The organism is Dehalococcoidia bacterium, from assembly GCA_035310145.1.
Lineage (GTDB): Bacteria > Chloroflexota > Dehalococcoidia > CAUJGQ01 > CAUJGQ01 > CALFMN01.
In genome coordinates, this window is record DATGEL010000104.1 from 58,795 (window position 1) to 75,415 (window position 16,621).

15 protein-coding genes are annotated in these 16,621 nt (G+C 69.3%); 4 read left to right on the plus strand and 11 right to left on the minus strand.

Annotation, left to right across the window (positions count from 1 at the left end):
• Nucleotides 1-62: 62 nt before the first annotated feature.
• The 5 genes from VKV26_19685 to VKV26_19705 form a co-directional block, all read right to left on the minus strand.
• Complete coding sequence (locus tag VKV26_19685; protein HLZ72134.1) at nt 63-1,604, minus strand: dihydrolipoamide acetyltransferase family protein; 1,542 nt, start codon at nt 1,602-1,604, stop codon at nt 63-65.
• A gap of 485 nt (nt 1,605-2,089) precedes the next feature.
• The gene (locus VKV26_19690; GenBank protein ID HLZ72135.1) at nt 2,090-2,491 is read right to left on the minus strand and encodes a hypothetical protein; all 402 of its coding nucleotides are present in this window, start codon (nt 2,489-2,491) and stop codon (nt 2,090-2,092) included.
• A 130-nt stretch (nt 2,492-2,621) separates the two neighbouring features.
• Nucleotides 2,622-3,731, minus strand: a complete 1,110-nt coding sequence (locus VKV26_19695) for a glycosyltransferase family 4 protein (protein ID HLZ72136.1) — start codon at nt 3,729-3,731, stop codon at nt 2,622-2,624.
• Nucleotides 3,732-4,338: 607 nt separating this feature from the next.
• Nucleotides 4,339-4,848 carry a hypothetical protein gene (locus VKV26_19700; GenBank protein HLZ72137.1) on the minus strand — a complete coding sequence of 170 codons (510 nt, stop codon included), beginning with the start codon at nt 4,846-4,848 and terminating at the stop codon, nt 4,339-4,341.
• A gap of 585 nt (nt 4,849-5,433) precedes the next feature.
• Entirely contained in the window at nt 5,434-5,724 is a 291-nt protein-coding gene (locus VKV26_19705) for a hypothetical protein (protein ID HLZ72138.1), read from the minus strand.
• 122 nt (nt 5,725-5,846) lie between these two features.
• Between VKV26_19705 and VKV26_19710 the strand changes: the two genes are divergently transcribed.
• Both VKV26_19710 and VKV26_19715 read left to right on the plus strand, forming a co-directional pair.
• Nucleotides 5,847-6,269: a hypothetical protein gene (locus VKV26_19710; protein HLZ72139.1), complete on the plus strand. Its 423-nt coding sequence runs from the start codon at nt 5,847-5,849 to the stop codon at nt 6,267-6,269.
• Nucleotides 6,270-7,120: 851 nt separating this feature from the next.
• Nucleotides 7,121-7,330: a hypothetical protein gene (locus tag VKV26_19715; protein HLZ72140.1), complete on the plus strand. Its 210-nt coding sequence runs from the start codon at nt 7,121-7,123 to the stop codon at nt 7,328-7,330.
• A gap of 156 nt (nt 7,331-7,486) precedes the next feature.
• Here VKV26_19715 and VKV26_19720 read toward each other — a convergent pair whose 3' ends face one another.
• Nucleotides 7,487-7,906: a nitroreductase family deazaflavin-dependent oxidoreductase gene (locus VKV26_19720; protein HLZ72141.1), complete on the minus strand. Its 420-nt coding sequence runs from the start codon at nt 7,904-7,906 to the stop codon at nt 7,487-7,489.
• A gap of 116 nt (nt 7,907-8,022) precedes the next feature.
• Nucleotides 8,023-9,585 carry a 4-hydroxyphenylacetate 3-hydroxylase N-terminal domain-containing protein gene (locus tag VKV26_19725; protein ID HLZ72142.1) on the minus strand — a complete coding sequence of 521 codons (1,563 nt, stop codon included), beginning with the start codon at nt 9,583-9,585 and terminating at the stop codon, nt 8,023-8,025.
• A gap of 132 nt (nt 9,586-9,717) precedes the next feature.
• On the opposite strand from VKV26_19725, the gene VKV26_19730 reads away from it, so the two are divergent.
• On the plus strand, nt 9,718-10,581 hold the full coding sequence (locus VKV26_19730) for an intradiol ring-cleavage dioxygenase (protein HLZ72143.1): 864 nt from the start codon (nt 9,718-9,720) through the stop codon (nt 10,579-10,581).
• Between the two features lie 194 nt (nt 10,582-10,775).
• Nucleotides 10,776-11,615 (plus strand): N-acyl homoserine lactonase family protein, encoded by an 840-nt coding sequence (locus VKV26_19735; GenBank protein HLZ72144.1) that lies wholly within the window; start codon nt 10,776-10,778, stop codon nt 11,613-11,615.
• 30 nt (nt 11,616-11,645) lie between these two features.
• Here the strand turns inward: VKV26_19735 and VKV26_19740 are convergent, their stop codons facing one another.
• The 4 genes from VKV26_19740 to VKV26_19755 all read right to left on the minus strand — a co-directional run bounded on the left by VKV26_19740 (nt 11,646) and on the right by VKV26_19755 (nt 16,455).
• Nucleotides 11,646-12,338 (minus strand): response regulator transcription factor, encoded by a 693-nt coding sequence (locus VKV26_19740; protein HLZ72145.1) that lies wholly within the window; start codon nt 12,336-12,338, stop codon nt 11,646-11,648.
• Nucleotides 12,328-13,332 (minus strand): HAMP domain-containing sensor histidine kinase, encoded by a 1,005-nt coding sequence (locus VKV26_19745; protein ID HLZ72146.1) that lies wholly within the window; start codon nt 13,330-13,332, stop codon nt 12,328-12,330. The genes VKV26_19740 and VKV26_19745 overlap by 11 nt, the downstream gene beginning before the upstream one ends.
• 478 nt (nt 13,333-13,810) lie before the next feature.
• The gene (locus tag VKV26_19750; protein ID HLZ72147.1) at nt 13,811-14,962 is read right to left on the minus strand and encodes an FAD-binding oxidoreductase; all 1,152 of its coding nucleotides are present in this window, start codon (nt 14,960-14,962) and stop codon (nt 13,811-13,813) included.
• On the minus strand, nt 14,962-16,455 hold the full coding sequence (locus VKV26_19755) for an aldehyde dehydrogenase family protein (protein ID HLZ72148.1): 1,494 nt from the start codon (nt 16,453-16,455) through the stop codon (nt 14,962-14,964). The genes VKV26_19750 and VKV26_19755 overlap by 1 nt, the downstream gene beginning before the upstream one ends.
• Nucleotides 16,456-16,621: the final 166 nt, after the last annotated feature.

Below are 16,621 nucleotides of genomic sequence, written 5' to 3' on the forward strand. Positions count from 1 at the left end.
GCTTCGGTGTGGTCGCGGCCGATTGAAGTTGTGAGCAGGGATGCCGCGTGCTGGAACCCGCGCTACAACGCCAGCCGCAGCGGGTGCTCCAGCAGCTCCTTGAGGTCGCGCAAGAACTCGCCGCCCTGGGCGCCGTCGGTGACGCGGTGGTCGGCGGCCAGCGCCACCATCATCAGCTTGCGGATCACGATCTGCCCCTCGCGCACGGCCGGTTTGTCCTCGACGGCGCCGACGCCGAGGATCGCGGCCTGCGGCGGCTGGATGATCGGGATCAGCGTCTCGATGCCGTACATGCCGAGGTTGCTGATCGTGAAGGTGCCGTCGTTCAGCTCGGCGGGGCGCATCATGCCGGACCGAGCGCGCTCCGCCAGGTCGTGCGCCTCGGCAGCGATCGTCCCCAGGCTCTTCACGCCCACGTCCAGCAGCGCCGGGGCGATCAGCCCGTCGGGCAGAGCCACGCCGATGCAGACGTTGATGCGCTCGTTCAGGTGCAGGCCGTCGTCGCCGTAGGCGGCGTTGAAGGGGGTGTACCGCTTCAACGTCTCGGCGCAGGCCTTGACGATCAGGTCGTTGACGGAGACGCGCAGGCCCTCCGGCGCCGCCTGGTTGAGCTGGGCGCGGAAGGCCATCGCCTCCGTCATGTCGATCTCGGCGGTGACGTAATAGTGCGGCGCCTCCCGCTTGCTCTGCGCCATGCGCCGCGCGATCGCCTGCCGCATTTTCGAGAACGGCTGCACGCCGGCGGCAGGCGCCGCCGCGGGACGCTGAGGCGCGGCCGGCGCGGCGGGCCGGGGCGCTGGCGGCGGCGCGGCCTGCGCGGCGGCGGGTTGCGTCGAGACGGGTGTTGCCGCTGGCTCCGCCGGCTGCTCCCAGCGGCGCGGCACGACCGGCTCGGCAGGCGCCGGCGATGGGGCGGCTGCCGGGCGCTCAATGGTGGCGACCCCGCCTGCGGGTTGCGCTGCGGGCGCCGCCGTTGCTGCACTCGCCGCGGCAGGCTGGCCCTGGGCCGCGGCGCGCTCCACGTCCTTGCGCATGATGCGGCCTTCGGGGCCGCTGCCCTGCAGCGAGCGCAGATCGACACCCAGCTCCTCGGCGATGTTGCGCGCCACGGGCGAGACGCGCAGCCGCTGCCCCGGCCCCGCGATCTGCGAGCCGTCGGGGGGCGTGCGCAATTCTCCGCGATCGCTTGCCGGCGGCGCCGCGCCCGCGGCCACGGGTTCGCGCACCTGTTCGCCGCCGCCCGCGCCGTTAGCTGCAGGGACGGGCGCGGCCACCGGCGGCGGTTCCACTGCTCCCCCGGCGGCCGCGAGCACGGGTTCGGGAGCGGGCGGCGCGGCGGCGGACGGGGCCGAGACGGCAGCATCGGCGCCGGCTTCAATCAGGGCGATCACCTCGCCGACCGGCACGACCTGGCCCTCGGCGGCCAGTGTCCGGCTGAGCACCCCGTCGATGAACGACTCGATCTCGACGTTGGCCTTGTCGGTCTCGATCTCGGCGATGATCTCGCCCCGCGCCACGTGCTCGCCCGGCTGCTTCAGCCAGCGCAGCAGTGTGCCCTCCTGCATGTCGGCGCCCATCTGGGGCATGATCACTTCGGTCGCCATAGCCGTCGCCTCCGAGGCTGCAAGGTTGGATGCGGGCGAGCCTCAAGCCCCGGCGCGAGCGGCATCCACCGTGCCAGTGCCTGCCGGGTGTACAAAGCCGGGGTGCAGGGCAGCCTGTGTAGAGCTTAGCAGAGGCCGGGAGCGGGCCGTCAGCGGCCGAGCAGGGAAGGACTCATCGAGGGTTCATCGTGCCCGCTTCTGCCCGTCCTTCCTCGGAACCACCAATGAACCACCAAACTCCGGCGGCGTGCGTCTCCTTGCCTGCGCGCTCCCGCGACCAGAGCTACCGCAAAGGCGTAGCGCGGGCCCTGGCCCCAATACGATTTCGTTAGTGGCGCTCCAGGCGTGAGCAACAGCGAGGACTACCGAGAGCGGTGCAATGAGATGCCGCCTGCAGGCGTGGCTGCGCAGCCTCGGCGGCCGTTTCCCGACGATCATCGGGGCCAGACGACGGCCCGCCGACGCTTAACGAAGCCGTATTGGCCTTAGCCCTCCCGGTTCTGCAACGCCGTGTCGGTCATCCCGACAAATGAACGCACATCGCTGACGCTGCGTCTGCCTTCCGGGGCGATCGTCCGGAAGCCGCGGTTCACCGCGTTGATCAGCGCCTCCATGTAACGCACGCCGTGCTTCACCAGATCCGCATGCAGGCGATCCAGCGGCGGGACCGTGCCCGGTTGCCGTGCGTTCATCAGCGCCGCCTGGGCCTCGCCAAGGATCAGCGTGCGCGTGAAGACGAGCGGGTCGGGACGGTCGGAGATTTCGCTCGCCGTTAGCTGACATGAATAGCGCGAGCTGCCGTCATCCTCGCGCGCCTGGTCGAGCTGCGCCACAAGGCGATAGCCGGCATACGTGGCTGCGATCGAGGGCTCGGGGGGAGTGGTCATGGACGTACTCCACAATCTATTACGCCGCCGTGTGGGCTGCGGCGGCCGTGTCGGCGTACCCGTTGCTGGCTCCGCCCGATGGCGCTGCCCACGCGTACGGGCGAGCGATGCTGTGCGCTTGCCCCTGACATCAGGTGCTCGCCGTGCCGTTGCTGCTCGTCACCGGCTGGTCGGTGCGCAGCGCCGAAGGTCTGCTGAGCGCCAGCGCCGGAACCGTGCGGGATGCGGTCAACTGGTCGTAGAGAACCTCGTAGCCGGCCGCCATCTGCGCCGGCGAGAAGCGCTCCAGCGCCGCGCGCCGGCATGCTGCGCGGTCGATCTCTCCCACGCGCTCGACGGCCAACGCCATCTCTTCAACTGAGTCGCAGATGAAGCCCGTCACGCCGTCGTCGATGACTTCGGGCACCGACCCGAACCGCCCGGCGATCACCGGTGTGCCGGTCGCCAGAGCTTCGGCCATGACCAGGCCGAAGGGCTCCGGCCAGCGAATCGGAAAAAGTAGCGCCAACGCGCCGCCCAGAAAGGCGTCCTTCGTCTGCTGATCCACTTCGCCGATGTAGGTGACCAGTGGGTCAGCCAGCAGGGGAACAATTCGCTGCTCGTAGTAGGCCTGGTCGATAGGGTCAACTTTGGCGGCAAGCTTGAGTGGCAACCCTGCCATGCGGGCCACGGCAACGGCGTCCTCCACGCCCTTGTCAGGCGCGAGACGTCCCAGGAAGGCCAGGTAATCGCCGGGGCGCGCATGGAAGTTGTAGTCGGGCAGGTTGATGCCGTTGTAGACGGTGCCGCGCCAGTTCCACCCCGGCAGCAGCCGGCGCTGATTGTCGCTCACCGAGACCAGGTTGGTGTCGCGGTAGGCATCGAACAGCGGACGCAGCCAGGACAGGTCGAGGCGGCCGTGCAACGTGAACAGCACAGGGGTCTCCACCAATCGGGCAAAGGGCAGAGCCGGCACATCGACGTGCGCGTGGATCAGATCGAACTCGGCGGCTCGTTCAAACACCTGGCCGATGCTCAGCATCGTGGCCGGCAGATAGTCGGGCACTCCCAGCGGGCGGAGGGCCCGCGGCACCACCGGCACCAGACGAGCCGTGGTTGTCGAATCACCGCTGGCAAAGAGGGTGACCTCGTGGCCGCGACGCACCAGCTCTTCGGTCAGCACCGACACGACGCGTTCCGTGCCGCCGTATCTGGCGGGCGGCACACTTTCCTGCAACGGTGCAAGTTGCGCGATGCGCATGCGCAATCTCCTTCGATGACGGCTGTATCGCTAGTCAGCCGTTGTACCAGTCAGCGCTGCTCGCCCGCGGCGGGTGGCGGCGCGGACGCAGCGCGCGGCAGGGCGTTCTGCGCGGTGCGTCACAGCAGCAGCCCGGCGTGAAGCGGGCTGTGGCCTCGCCCTCGTCCTGGGTTCGACGGCGACGGTTCGACGGCCCCCGGCGACTGGCGCCAGCTGCAGCTTAGACAACACCACACGGTCCCATCCGCTTCCTCGTCGCTGACTTCGCGATAGAGGGAGCGGGCCGCGCAGCGGGGACATGCGGACAGGCGCACGGCCCGGTGCGTGGCGGGAGTCTGTGCCTCCGCCTGGTTTTCTGCTGCAACCGTCATAGCACCAGCTTGAACGCGAGGAAGACCACAAGGATGGCGAGGAGCAGGCTTGTCCACGGGTGGGCCTTCAGCAGCGACAACATCGCAAGCATCGGGGCGCTTCGCTTTCTGCCGCACCGGGTATCGGCGGCGCTGGGGCTGGACCAGAGGTCCAGCGATACGACATACACCACAGGATGGTAGGACCGTGGACACCGGCGGGCAGCCGCGCACTCTGCCTTCGGCGCATCCCGGACCTACCCAGCGGGGGCGGCGGCCGTCTGGGCGGCGATCGCGCACCGCATCCCGGCCTCCGAAAGTCGGTGCTGGATCAGGTTGTGCGCACGCGCGAGCGCGACACGCAACGCGGGGGCGATCTTCTCCTCCGCCAGGATGACCACAGCCGCACCGGCGTTGGTAAGCGTCTCCCGGAACTCCTCGCGTGCGGCCACGTCGAGCCTGTTCGGCAGGGCATCTGGGTCAGCATCGGCGCTGGATGAAGAGACCGCGGCGCCGGGCAGCGAGGGCGAAAGGAGCATGCCGAGCAGCTCGTCGACGCGCAGTTCCGATACCGCACCCGCGGCAGGGCTGGACGATGAGGAAGCCTCGCGCCATGCCCAACCGGCCGGGGATTGGGCCATGACCCCACCGACGGCCGTGCCGATCACGCCATCGCGCCGCAGGCGGCGCACAATGGCAAAGTCCTCCTCCGCCCCGTCGGCGCTCTCGTAGGTCGCGATGTAGAGGGCTACCGGTTTCGCTGTCACGGTCTATCGCTTTCTGGCGTGGCCCGTTTTGCCTGAGCGTGGGATCGGCGGATCTCAGGCCGGTCGTGCGCTCGCGCGCTGGCGGAGGTATGCAGCTGAAACCGCTCCGGCGCAGGCTGCGAGCAAGGCCGAGCGGATCGGCCGCTGTCGCGGGTGCCGGGCGGCGTGACGGGTCCAGTAGTTGTTCTCAGCCATTGTCGTCCTCCCGAACGGCCGGTAGCCCTGGGCGATGCTGCCGGCGCAGCGCCGGCACGGCTGACCGACGCTGTAACGTGATGGTGATTCGAGCAGAGCCTTCGCAGGCTTGCAGAGCGGGCGCATCGCCGAGCGCCGCGCCGCTGCTCACCTTCCCGCGGCCGCGGGTCCGCGCAGGAGACGGCTCTCCTCGGCCGTGAAGACCTGGTGGCAGGCCGGACACAGCCACCCCTGCACGGTCTGCCGTGACGCGGCGCCCTCGACGTTCGACCAGCGCGGCAGCAGCGTGGCGTGGACACAGGGCTTGCCCGCTTGCATGGCCGGCCGAGCGGGCTGGATATGCCGCCACCACAGATTGCCAAGGCGCACGCTGGCCTTCTCTCGCACGAACTACCGCACTGCGACGTTGCGGTTCGTCGGATGACGGTTGGCCGCCAAATCCAGGTCGCGCAGATTGCGCTCCAGCCCTGCGCCCGGCGTGCCGGTTTGCCCGAACGGCGTGCGCAGCGGCTCGTAGTCGTGTCCGGGCATCACCCCCGCCTGATGCGTGGGTCCGTTTGCGTGGTCGTAGCTGGGACCGTCGAACACGCGGTAGGGTCCGGCGCCGGACGGGTACGTCGTGAGGCGGTCGCGTTCCAGTTCCGGCCGACCGCGAACCTCGGCCACGGAATCGCTGCGCATGCTGGCTATCTCCTCTGCCCGGTGCCCGGATCGACGCCCTCTGCTTCGACTCTTCCGGGCGCCTGGCGCCGCGCTTCGTAATCGGCACGGCCGCGATTGCGTGACGCCGTTGTCCCCGGCACGTGCCGGAGCTTCTTCTGAAAGTTCTTGAAGGCTGGATCGCGCTGGTATTGCGTGAGCGAACGGATGGCGATCGGCGGGCGCGGTGGCGCTGGCTCGATCGCGGCAGTCGCCGTATCAATTGCGGCAGCCGCGGGCGGATCCTTCATCGCGCCGCCCGGTTGCGGCTGTGGACCAGGCGGCTGCTTCTGGCCGACCTGGAAAAAGAGACGACGGCGAAGCCTCACGTCATGCCTCGTTTCACAGGCGCTGCGCTGAGAGCGGCGTTGCGCGCCAGCCGCTTAGCGCCGGCGCGCCGCTTGCACGCGCCGCAGCAGTTGCTGCACAACCGCGCCCACCTTTCGCGCCGCCTGTGCGAGCCTGCTCCGGCCGCGGTCTTGCTCGGCGGTGCCGGGCGCCTCCGGACGTCCATACATTTCGGCTGAACTGCTCATGACAACGATTCCCTTCTGCCCTTGCGGGCGTGCCGCGGCCAACAGCGGCGGTTGCCTGTCCCGGCTCCGGCCGCGTCGTCTGGATGCGTTTGAGCCCGACTATCTCGACAACAGAACCACACGGTCGCGGTGTGCCTGGGCAGCGCGGCTGCGGGCGGCTTAGGCAGGTAGGAAAACAGTGTGTCGGGCGCAGCCCGTGACCTGCCCGCCGGCTCGCGGAGGCGTGAGTTACGGGTGAGACAGCGCTGCGGGGTGACCGGCTGCAGGGGTACTGCCCGCTCCCCAGGTCAAGCGGTCAGGAACACGCGCAATGCGGCGCCTTAGCCAACCAGCTTGAGCAGGACGAACAGACCGAGGACCGTAAGCACGAGGCTTACGCCGGGGTGACTCTTGATGAGCCGGAGCATGGGATGCGCCTTCCGGTATGTACCGCGGCAACGTCCCGCTGCGGAGGACCAGGACCGGCGATGCGCCGCGATCCCGTACCTCCACTATAACCGATCGACGTGGAATTGTGCGACGTATTAATACCAATTAGCAGACAATGTGGTGCTGCGGAACTGCCTCATCGGCGGTGCTCGCCGCGAGTTCGCCTCCATGCGACCGGCAGCCGTCGCCGTCCATGCGCCGTCCGATCGGGAGGCCGTCACGGTGGCGAGGTCAGCCGGGCCCAGCGGCTCGTGCGGTGCGCCGGCCACTCATGCGCCACCGCCGACGGCGTTTGCTGGATACTGTCTGTAATCTGTTAGTATTCGGTCGAATTTCTCGACTTCGCACCGCTATGCTCGTAGTTGCCGCGCGGTCTGCTACTGCGGCCGTAGCTTAGCCAAAGGATGCTCATGATGGGACTCAATGAACGCATCGGCCGGTTGCTCGGGAGGCGTTCCGCTCCGAGCGCAACGCTGGCGGCGGACCGCGCGCGACAACAGCAAATGCACGGGCAGGAGACCGGCCAGACAGACCAGGAACGGGCGGCGATGCGCCAGCGCATGGAAGCCGATGTCGACGCCCAGCGAGCGGAGCGGGCGGAGCACGCACAAACCGACGCCTGAGCTGGCCCTGGGGCTGCCAAACACGTTCGACGCCTGCCAGCACAACGCTGCCAGGATCAGCATCGCTGGGGCTGGGGCAACGAGCAGAGCGGCCCTTGCCGCAATGTTCACCTCGGGTTCGCTGGCCAATATCGCTCGACGCGGCAGTCCGCCCGCTCAGCCGTCGCGCCGATGCAAGGCTACGACCGGGATGCGCCGCGTGGTCTTCGCCTGGTACTCCGCGAAGACGGGGACCAGCGCCGCCTGCTTCGCATAGAGCCGGTCGCGCTCCTCGCCGGTCAGGACAACGGCCCGCGCCGGGATCGTCGCTGTGCCGACCTCGATCGTGACGTCGGGGTGCGCGACCAGGTTGTGATACCAGCCGGGACTCACCGGCGCGCCGGCCTTCGAGGCGAAGATCAGCCAGCGATCGCCGTCCGGCAGGCAGGCGACCGGCGTCGTGCGTTCGATGCCGCTTTTCGCACCGATCGTGTGCAGCAGCAGCAGCGGCCGATCCGCGAACCTGCCGCCCACGCGCCCACCGTTGGCGCGGAACTCCGCGATGATCTGCGCGTCCCGGTCCTGCTGTGTCGTCATCGCGTCCTCGGAATCGAACTTAAGGCACCTGCTCTCTGCGAAACCGTGGCTGGATCTTCGGCCAGGGCGCACGCCGTGCGCCCCTGCAGGTCTGGCCCGGTTCCGCGCAACCATAGTCAGCGCTTCGGCAGCCAGCTCACGTCGTCGGGGTTGATCAGGTCCGGCGCCGTCCAGCCGTTGATGTCGTAGTCGGCCATGCAGGCGTTGACCATCGCCTTCGCGCGGTCGGTGAGGCCGATCGCGTTGGCGATGTTCAGCGCCGTGAGACGATTCTCCTCCGTCGAGCCGGAGTAGTTGATCTCGTACAGCTCGTGGCGGGCGCCGAACTCCGTGCCGATCGCGTCCCACAGCAGCTTCATCAGTTTCACCCGCTTCTCCGCGTCGTAGCCGTCGGAGCCGCGGATGTATTTGTCGATGTAGGGCCGCAGCTCGGGATTGTGGAAGTCGCGGGCGCTGGAGTTGAGGTAGATCAGCCCGCTGGCCACGCTCTGCTCGATCAGGTTCTTCACGATCGGGTAGAAGGTCGCGCCGAAGACGTGATAGGCCGTCGCCGCCTCGATGTTGGGCAGCACGGCGCCGTTCACCCAGGGCGTGGCGTTGCGCGCCATCGCGTCCGACAGGCTCCAGAAGAGGTTGCGGTAGGCGATCACTTCGCCCAGGCGCACCTGCTGGCCGCGGTAGTCCTTGTGCCCCGTCGCCTCGAACGCCTGCATCATCAGGCCGGCAATGAACTCCAGCTTTACGGCCAGGCGCGTGCAGCCGTGCAAAAGCGCCCGCGGCAGGAAGCCGGTCTGCGGGAAGAAGTTGTTGGCGGCGTCGATGTCGCCGAAGCAGAAGACGTCCTCCCAGGGGATCAGCACATTGTCCAGCACGAAGATCGCGTCGTTCTCGTCCAGCCGGCTGGAGAGCGGATAGTCGAAGGGCGTGCCCATCACCGCCGCCGTGTTCTCGTATGACGCGCGCGAGATCAGCTTCACGCCGGGCGCGTCCATCGGCACCATGAAGATGCAGGCGTACTGCCGGTCCTGCACGGGGATCAGGCCGTTGTGCGCCACGAAAGTCGCGTTGGTCAGGGCGGAGCCGGTGGCCACGACCTTGGCGCCGCTGACGACGATGCCCGCGTCCGTCTCCTTCACCGCGTGCACGCAGACCTCGGCGCGTTCGTGGATGGCGCGGTCGCGGTCCACCGGCGGATGGATGATCGCGTGGTTGAGGTAGAGCACGTGCTCCTGCGCCTTCTTGTACCAGGCGCGCGCGTTCGCCTCGTAGGGCTTGTAGAAGGCGGCGTTGGCGCCGAGTGTGCCGAGAAAGGCGCCTTTGTAGTCGGGCGCGCGGCCCAGCCAGCCGTAGGTGAGCCGCGCCCAGGCGGCGATCGCGTCGCGCCCCGCCACCTGCTCCTCCCAGCTCATCGGCGCCTTGAAGAAGCGCTGCGTGTAGCCGCCGGAGCCGGTGTCCGTCTGCGTGGTCAGCACGTCCTTGTGCTTCGGGTCGTGCAGCGCGTCGTAGAGGCGGGCGATCATGCGCGCCGTGTTACGAAACGCGGGATGCGTGGTCACGTCCTTGACGCGCTCGCCGTAGAGCCAGATCTCGCGCCCGTCGCGCAGGCTTTCGAGATACTCGGCGCCGGTCATCGGCCGGGTGGTGGTCTGCGTGGTCGCATCGGCGGGCTGTGCGGTCATCTGCGATCTCCTCGTCCGGCCGCGGCGGGTGTAGTGTTGATCTGGCCGCGCGGCGGCTGCAGAAATAGTATGCGCTTCGGCGCGCGATGCGTGAGCGGCGCGCCGCGTGACCGGACAGGCGAGGGGGAAGAAATGGTTGCGGTCGAGAGCGAAGCGCAGATCACCGCGAACGTGCTCAAGAGCCTGGAGCAGGCGCCGGAGGAGCGCCTCAAGACGGTGATGACCAGCCTCGTGAAGCACCTGCACGCCTTCGTGCAGGAGGTGCAGCTCACCGAGGCCGAATGGCTGCGGGCGATCCAGTTCCTCACCGCCGTGGGCCAGAAGTGCGACGACACGCGCCAGGAGTTCATCCTGCTCTCCGACACGCTCGGCGTCAGTATGCTGGTGGACACGATCAACCACCGCGCGGCGAACGGCGCGACGGAATCTACCGTGCTCGGCCCCTTCTACCGCGAGGGTGCGCGCGAGCTGGCGGCGGGCGAATCCACGAGCCTCGACGGCAAGGGCGAGCCGGCGATCGTCAGCGGCCGCGTGCTCGGCACCGACGGCAAGCCGATCGCCGGCGCCGTGCTCGACGTCTGGGAGGGCAACGACGACGGCCTCTACGAGCAGCAGGACGCGAACCAGCCGGACATGAACCTGCGCGGCCGCTACCGCACGGATGCGCAGGGCCGCTTCACCGTTGTCGGCATCAAGCCGGTGAGCTACCCCGTGCCGGTCGACGGGCCGGTGGGCGAGTTGCTGCTCGCATTGGGCCGGCACCCGTACCGGCCGGCGCACATCCACTTCATCATCTCCGCGCCCGGTTACCGAAGCCTGACGACGCACCTCTTTGCCAGCGGCGACCCGTATCTCGATTCGGACGCCGTGTTCGGCAAGAAGGATTCACTCGTGGTCGACTTCGCCCGCCACGACTCGGCCGAGGAGGCGGCGCGGCGCGGGGTGCAGGCGCCGTTCTACACCGTCGAGTACGACTTCGTGCTGCTGCCGGCATAGAGCCGCTCGCTCGGCTCGCCGCGGCCGCTGGTTGCGCAACAGGGCGCAGATTTACCTCCTTCAGGTCTTGTCAACCGCCCATGCGCCGACCAGCGTATGGGCGGTTGCCGCTGCTCGGCCGCCCCGGGCGACGCGAGACCAGCGGCGAGCAAGGCATGCGGGGGCCGGTCGTATCCGGCAGGAGGCAGGCGGCGATGGGCACGACGCTCAGGGGGCTGAATCTCGGCTACATGGGCATGGACATGGGCGTGATGGTCTATCCGCACGCCAACTACGCGCTGATGGCCGGCGGCCAGCGCGCGGGCGCGCTGACCTGGTACCAGTGTCCGGCGCAAAGCTACATCATCGACCACCCGGACGGCCGCATCCTCTGGGAGACCGGCATCTCGACCAACTGGAAGGCCGAGTGGCTGCCGGGCTGGCAGTACCTCGTCGATCTCAGCGCGATCACGCCGGAGATGTGCCTCGAAGCACGGCTCAAGTCGGTGGGCATGGCGCCGGAAGACTTCAAGTACGTGATCCAGGGCCACCTGCACACCGACCACGCCGGCGGCCTGCGCCTGTTCGAAGACGCGGGCGCCACGATCGTCTGCCACGAGGACGAGTACAAGTTCGTGCGCGGCATCGAGACGGCGGACGCCTTCTTCGTCCGCGCCGACTGGGACTTCCTCGGCTACAAGGCGCCCGTCACGACGTACGGCGACCAGCAGATCCTCAAGGGCGTCTGGTTGATCAGCCTGCCCGGCCACACCCCCGGCACGATGGGCCTGCTGATGAAGCTCGATCACACCGGCTGGGTGCTGCTCACCTCGGACGCGCTCTACACGCACGACAGCTACGGCCCGCCGGCCACGGGCTCGCCGATCGTCTGGAACGCTGAGCTGTGGGCGCGCTCCGTGGCGAGGCTGCGCCGCATCGCCACCGAGCACGACGCCTTCGTCTTCCCCGGTCACGACGAAACCGGCATTCAGCACGAAAAGGGCACGACTTCGTTCAAGAGGATCGAGTACCTGCCCGGCCACGCCTACGAGTAGGCCGGCGGGGCAGCGCGCCGGCGCTCCGCTTCAGTTCTGCTCGGCCAGCAAGAGGCCATGGCGCAGGGCGTAGCGCACCAGCTCGGCGCGGCTCTGCAGGCCCAGCTTCTCCATAGCCCGGCGCCGGTAGGTTTCGACCGTCTTCGGGCTGAGAAAGAGGCGCTCGCCGATCGCGCGCGCGTCGTAGCCTTCGGCGGTGATGCGCAACACCTCGCGCTCGCGCGGGCTGAGCTGCTCGAAGGCATCGCTCGGCTCGCTCTCGCCCACGCGCTTCAGGTAGTCGCGCACCAGCAGCGTCGCGGCCGAGGGCGGCAGGTACGCCTCGCCGCGGTGCACGGCGCGAATCGCCTCGACCAGCTCCTCGTCGGCCGCGTCCTTCAGCAAGAAGCCGGAGCCGCCGACGCGCAGCACCGGCAGCAGATATTGCGCTTCGGCCTGCGCCGTGAGGATCAGCACGCGCGCCGGCAGGCCGCTCTCGGCGATGCGCCGCGTCGCCTCCAGGCCGCCGCCCTTCGGCATGGCGAGGTCCATCAGCACGATGTCGGGCCGCAGCCGCTGCGTCTCGACCACGGTTTCCTCGCCGTTGCCGGCCTCGCCCACCACCTCGATGTCGGGCTGGGTGCCCAGCAGCAGGCGAAGCCCGGCGCGCACCAGGCGATGGTCGTCGGCCAGCAGCACGCGGATGCGGCCCGCCCGCCGGCCGCCGCCCGCCTCAGCGGCCATCGCGGGGTACCTCGGCGCGCACTTCGCTGCCGTGCGTGCCGGAGACGATCGTGAAGGCGCCGCGTACCAGCGCCACGCGCTCGCGCATGCTGTAGAGGCCGACGCCGGCGGGCGTGGCCGCGACATCGAAGCCGCGGCCGTCGTCCTGCACGCTGAGGCGGACCAGGTGCTCCGAGCAGGCGAGCCGCACGGTGGCCGAGCGGGCGCCGGCGTGCTTGGCGACGTTGGTCAGCGCCTCCTGCGCCACGCGGAAGAGGGCCAGCTCGACGGCGGGCCGCAGCCGCTCGCCGGCGCAGCCGTTCTCGAAGCGGACCGCGAGTCCAGTGCGCCGGCCGAACTCCTGCACGTGCCAGTCGAGCGCCGCCGCCAGCCCGAGATCGTCGAGGGCGGAGGGCCGCAGCTCACGCGCCAGCCGGCGCACGCCGTCCAGGCTGCGGCCGACCTCGCCACGGATCTCGGCGAGCGCCTCGCGCACCGCCGGCCGCTGTTCGCCTTCTTCGAGTGCCTTCGCGTAGAGGAGCAGCGAGGTGAGCGACTGCGCCGTGTCGTCGTGCAGCTCGCGGGAGATACGGCGGCGCTCCTCCTCCTGGGCGGAGATCACCTGCGCGGCGAGCGCGGTCTGGCGGTCGCGGGCGCGGTCCAGCTCGTCCAGCATCGCGTTCAGCGTTTCGCCCAGCCGCTCGATCTCCGGATCGGTGAGCCCTCCCGCGGGCACGCGAGCGCTGGTGCTGCCGGCCCGCACAGAGTCGATCGTGCGCTCAATGCGTAGCAAGGGTGAGAGCGCGGCGCGCAGCACGATCGCGTTGACGGCGACGCTGATCACGATGCCGGCCAGCACGAACGCCGCCATCAGTTCGGCGACGTTGACGCCGGGATGTGCCCGCACGCGTGCCGCCGTGATCGCCGTGCCGGCCAGCGCCCCCAGCAGCACGATGGCGGAGTTGGCCAACAGCACTTTGTAGAAGATGGGCAGGGTCAGCAACCGGCGCGGCACCGGCAGCCGCCGCTCCTGCGGCCGCGCACGCGGGGTGATGCGAACGGGCGCCTTCTCCATCACGCCAGCAGTGTAGCAAGGCGCGTCGCGCCTATGCCCGCCCCGCTCTGGCTCGGCTGTCCCATTCCTACGAGGAAAGGGGGCTGGAGCTGTCGGTTGTCCTCGAACCCACCCTTCCCCGGTGACGCGTGATGCAAAAGAGGAAGGTTCATGGTCGATCTTCAGACAGCTTGAAGGGTGACTTCGGCCCGGAGTATCTACAGGCGCGCACGTGCTGGAGGCCGCGGGCTCGGCCGGCGGCCAGGCTGGTGGCGCACAACCTCGGCAGCCGGCTCAATCAGCGCCTGCACCGCCCCAACCTCGCCTTTGCAACCCTGGTGAAATAGCCCTGCAATCTGCATCACGCGTTTGCAGGGAAGGGGCTGGTTTTGCGGGCGAGACGAGGGAAATGCGATACCGGCGCCCCGCGCGGCTGCCTTCAGATCACCGCCGTCTCGCGGATGGCGGCGCCACGGGCGAAGCGATCCGGCGCCAGCTCGCTCACGTCGGGATCGGAGCGGCCGGTCGTCAGCAGGCTGGCGATCACCATGCCCGCGGCCGGCGCGTGCATGAAGCCGTGGCCGGAAAAGCCGCAGGCGCACCAGAAGCCGGGGACGCTCGTCTCGCCGATCAGCGGGTTGTGGTCGGGTGTCACCTCGTACAGCCCGCCCCAACCCGTGCGGATCGCCGCCTCGGCCAGGGCGGGGACGCGCCGCGTGGCCGCCTCGATCAGCCGTTCCAGGAAGGCCACGGTGGTCGCCGTGTCCTCGCCGCTCGGCTCGGTCGGGTCGTCCATGCCCAGCAGCACCGCACGGCCCTCGCGCCGGCAGTAGAACTTGGTGCCGAAATCGACGGTCAGCGGCATCTCCGCGGGCAGGCCCTCGAACGGGTCGGTGACGAAGATCTGCCGCCGGTAGGGCAGCACCGGCAGCTCCAGCCCCACCATGCGGCCGATCACGGCGGCGAAGGCGCCCGCGCAGTTGACGACGATCGGTGTGCGCACGCTGCCCGCCGCCGTCTGCACCGCCGCGACGCGCCCCCCGCTCAGCTCGATGCCCGTCACCGACGTCTCGTCGCGGCAAACGACGCCCGCAGCCCGCGCGCCGGCGACGAAGCCTTCCACGGCCGAGCCGGGATCGGCGAAGCCGTCGGTCGGGCAGTAGGTGGCGCCGAGCACGTCGCCGACCGCGAGCTGCGGCACCAGCTTCTGCGCGCCGGCGCGGTCCAGCAGTTGCGCCGGCACGCCCAGGTCGCGCTGCATGATCGCTTGGCGCTGGAACGCCTTCCAGGCGCGGCCGTCGGTCAGCAGGAAGAGATAGCCGCTCTGGCGGAATCCAGCGTCGATGCCCAGCTCGGCCTCGAAACGGTGGTAGAAGGCGAGGCTCTGCTGCGAGAGCCGCACGTTGACTTCCGTGGAAAACTGCTGGCGGATGCCGCCGGCGGCGCGCGCGCTGGAACCCGAGCCGAACAGCCCGCGATCGATCAGCGCCACGCGCTCGATGCCCGCCTTGCGGGCGAAGTAGGCGACGCTGGCGCCGACGATGCCGCCGCCGACCACCACCAGATCGACCGCCTCCGGCAGCGCGGCCATCAGTTGGTGTCGATCTGCGCCCGCTGCAGGCGCCCACTGTAGTCCACGTAGATCGTCTTCCACTCGGTGTAGGTGTCGAGCGCGGCGCGGCCGGCCTCGCGGTGGCCGTTGCCCGTGCCGCGCGTGCCGCCGAAGGGCAGTTGAATCTCGGCGCCGATCGTGCCGGCGTTGACGTAGACGATGCCGGTGGTCAGCCGCTCCATCGCCCGGAACGCCTGGTTCACGTCGCGCGTGTAGATCGCGCTGGAGAGGCCGTAGGGCACGTTGTTGTTGACCTCGATCGCCTCGTCCAGCGAATCGACGGCGATCAGCGTCGTCACCGGGCCGAAGATCTCCTCCTGCGCGATGCGCATCGAGCCGCGGGCGCCGGTGAAGACGGTCGGCTCGAAGAAGTAGCCGCCGGCGAAGCCCTGCGGGTGCGCCTCGTGGCCGCCGGTGGCGATGCGGGCGCCCTCGCTCACGCCCACGGGCATGTATGACTCGATCTTCTTGAGCTGGGTCGGATTGATTACCGGGCCGACGTCGGTGCTCGCCTCCCAGCCGGGACCCAGCCGCAGCCCCTGCGCCCGCTTGACCAGCATCTCGGCGAACTGCCCTTCGACCCTGCGGTGCACGATCACGCGGCTGGCCGCGGTGCAGCGCTGGCCACTCGTCCCGAAGGCGCTCCAGACCACCCCTTCCAGCGCCAGCTCCAGGTCGGCGTCGTCCATGATGATGATCGCGTTCTTGCCGCCCATCTCTAAATGGCAGGACTTGCCCAGCTCGCCGCAGCGCTTGCCGACGCCCGTGCCGACGGCGTTCGAGCCGGTGAAGGAGATCAGGCGGATGCGCGGATCGTCTACCACCGCGGCGCCCGGCTCCGCGCCCTGGCCGAAGACGACGTTGAGCACGCCGGGCGGCAGCCCGGCCTCTTCAAAGAGCTTCACCAGGTTCCAGGCGCTGCGCGGCGAGTACTCGGACGGCTTGAACACGGCCGTGTTGCCGCTGATCAGCGCCGGCATCAGCTTCCAGGTCGGGATCGCCATCGGAAAGTTCCAGGGCGTAATCGCGCCGATCACGCCGACGGGCATGCGCACCGACATCGCCCACTTGTTCGGCAGCTCCGAGGGCACCGTCTCGCCAAACTGGCGCCGGCCCTCGCCCGCCATGTAGAAGGTCATGTCGATGCCTTCCTGCACGTCGCCGAGCGATTCGGGCATGACCTTGCCCATCTCGTCGCACAGCTCACGGGCGAGCTGCTGTTTGCGATCGCGCAGCAGCTCGGCCACGCGGAAGAGGATCTCGCCACGTTTGGGCGCCGGCATGGCGCGCCACTTCGGGTAGGCCGCTTCGGCGGCGGCGGCGGCTTCGGCCACGTCCGCGGCGCCGGAACCGGCGACCTCGTGCAGCACGGCGCCGGTGGCTGGGTTGCGGTTCTCGAATGTGGCGCCGGATTTGGCGGGCTGCCAGCGCCCACCGATGTAGTTCTGCAGCAGGGGAACGGACTCGCTCATCGCGCACCTCCACCGTTCAAGCACCATGATACGGCGGGGCGGGGGGCACGGCCCTCATCTTCTCCGGTCTCCTTCTCCCAATCCTGGGAGAAGGAGACGATCCAGGTTGAAGCGTTCCAACCTGTTAACGGTTAACCCGACGCCGTCCGAGCCGTGCTCCGCCCGA

Excerpts from the sequence above, each read along its gene's own strand:
- VKV26_19685 (HLZ72134.1), bottom strand. The coding sequence starts at position 1,604 with ATGGCGACCGAAGTGATCATGCCCCAGATGGGCGCCGACATGCAGGAG.
- VKV26_19690 (HLZ72135.1), bottom strand. The coding sequence starts at position 2,491 with ATGACCACTCCCCCCGAGCCCTCGATCGCAGCCACGTATGCCGGCTAT.
- VKV26_19695 (HLZ72136.1), bottom strand. The coding sequence starts at position 3,731 with ATGCGCATCGCGCAACTTGCACCGTTGCAGGAAAGTGTGCCGCCCGCC.
- VKV26_19705 (HLZ72138.1), bottom strand. The coding sequence starts at position 5,724 with ATGCGCAGCGATTCCGTGGCCGAGGTTCGCGGTCGGCCGGAACTGGAA.
- VKV26_19715 (HLZ72140.1), top strand. The coding sequence starts at position 7,121 with ATGGGACTCAATGAACGCATCGGCCGGTTGCTCGGGAGGCGTTCCGCT.
- VKV26_19720 (HLZ72141.1), bottom strand. The coding sequence starts at position 7,906 with ATGACGACACAGCAGGACCGGGACGCGCAGATCATCGCGGAGTTCCGC.
- VKV26_19725 (HLZ72142.1), bottom strand. The coding sequence starts at position 9,585 with ATGACCGCACAGCCCGCCGATGCGACCACGCAGACCACCACCCGGCCG.
- VKV26_19730 (HLZ72143.1), top strand. The coding sequence starts at position 9,718 with ATGGTTGCGGTCGAGAGCGAAGCGCAGATCACCGCGAACGTGCTCAAG.
- VKV26_19735 (HLZ72144.1), top strand. The coding sequence starts at position 10,776 with ATGGGCACGACGCTCAGGGGGCTGAATCTCGGCTACATGGGCATGGAC.
- VKV26_19740 (HLZ72145.1), bottom strand. The coding sequence starts at position 12,338 with ATGGCCGCTGAGGCGGGCGGCGGCCGGCGGGCGGGCCGCATCCGCGTG.
- VKV26_19750 (HLZ72147.1), bottom strand. The coding sequence starts at position 14,962 with ATGGCCGCGCTGCCGGAGGCGGTCGATCTGGTGGTGGTCGGCGGCGGC.
- VKV26_19755 (HLZ72148.1), bottom strand. The coding sequence starts at position 16,455 with ATGAGCGAGTCCGTTCCCCTGCTGCAGAACTACATCGGTGGGCGCTGG.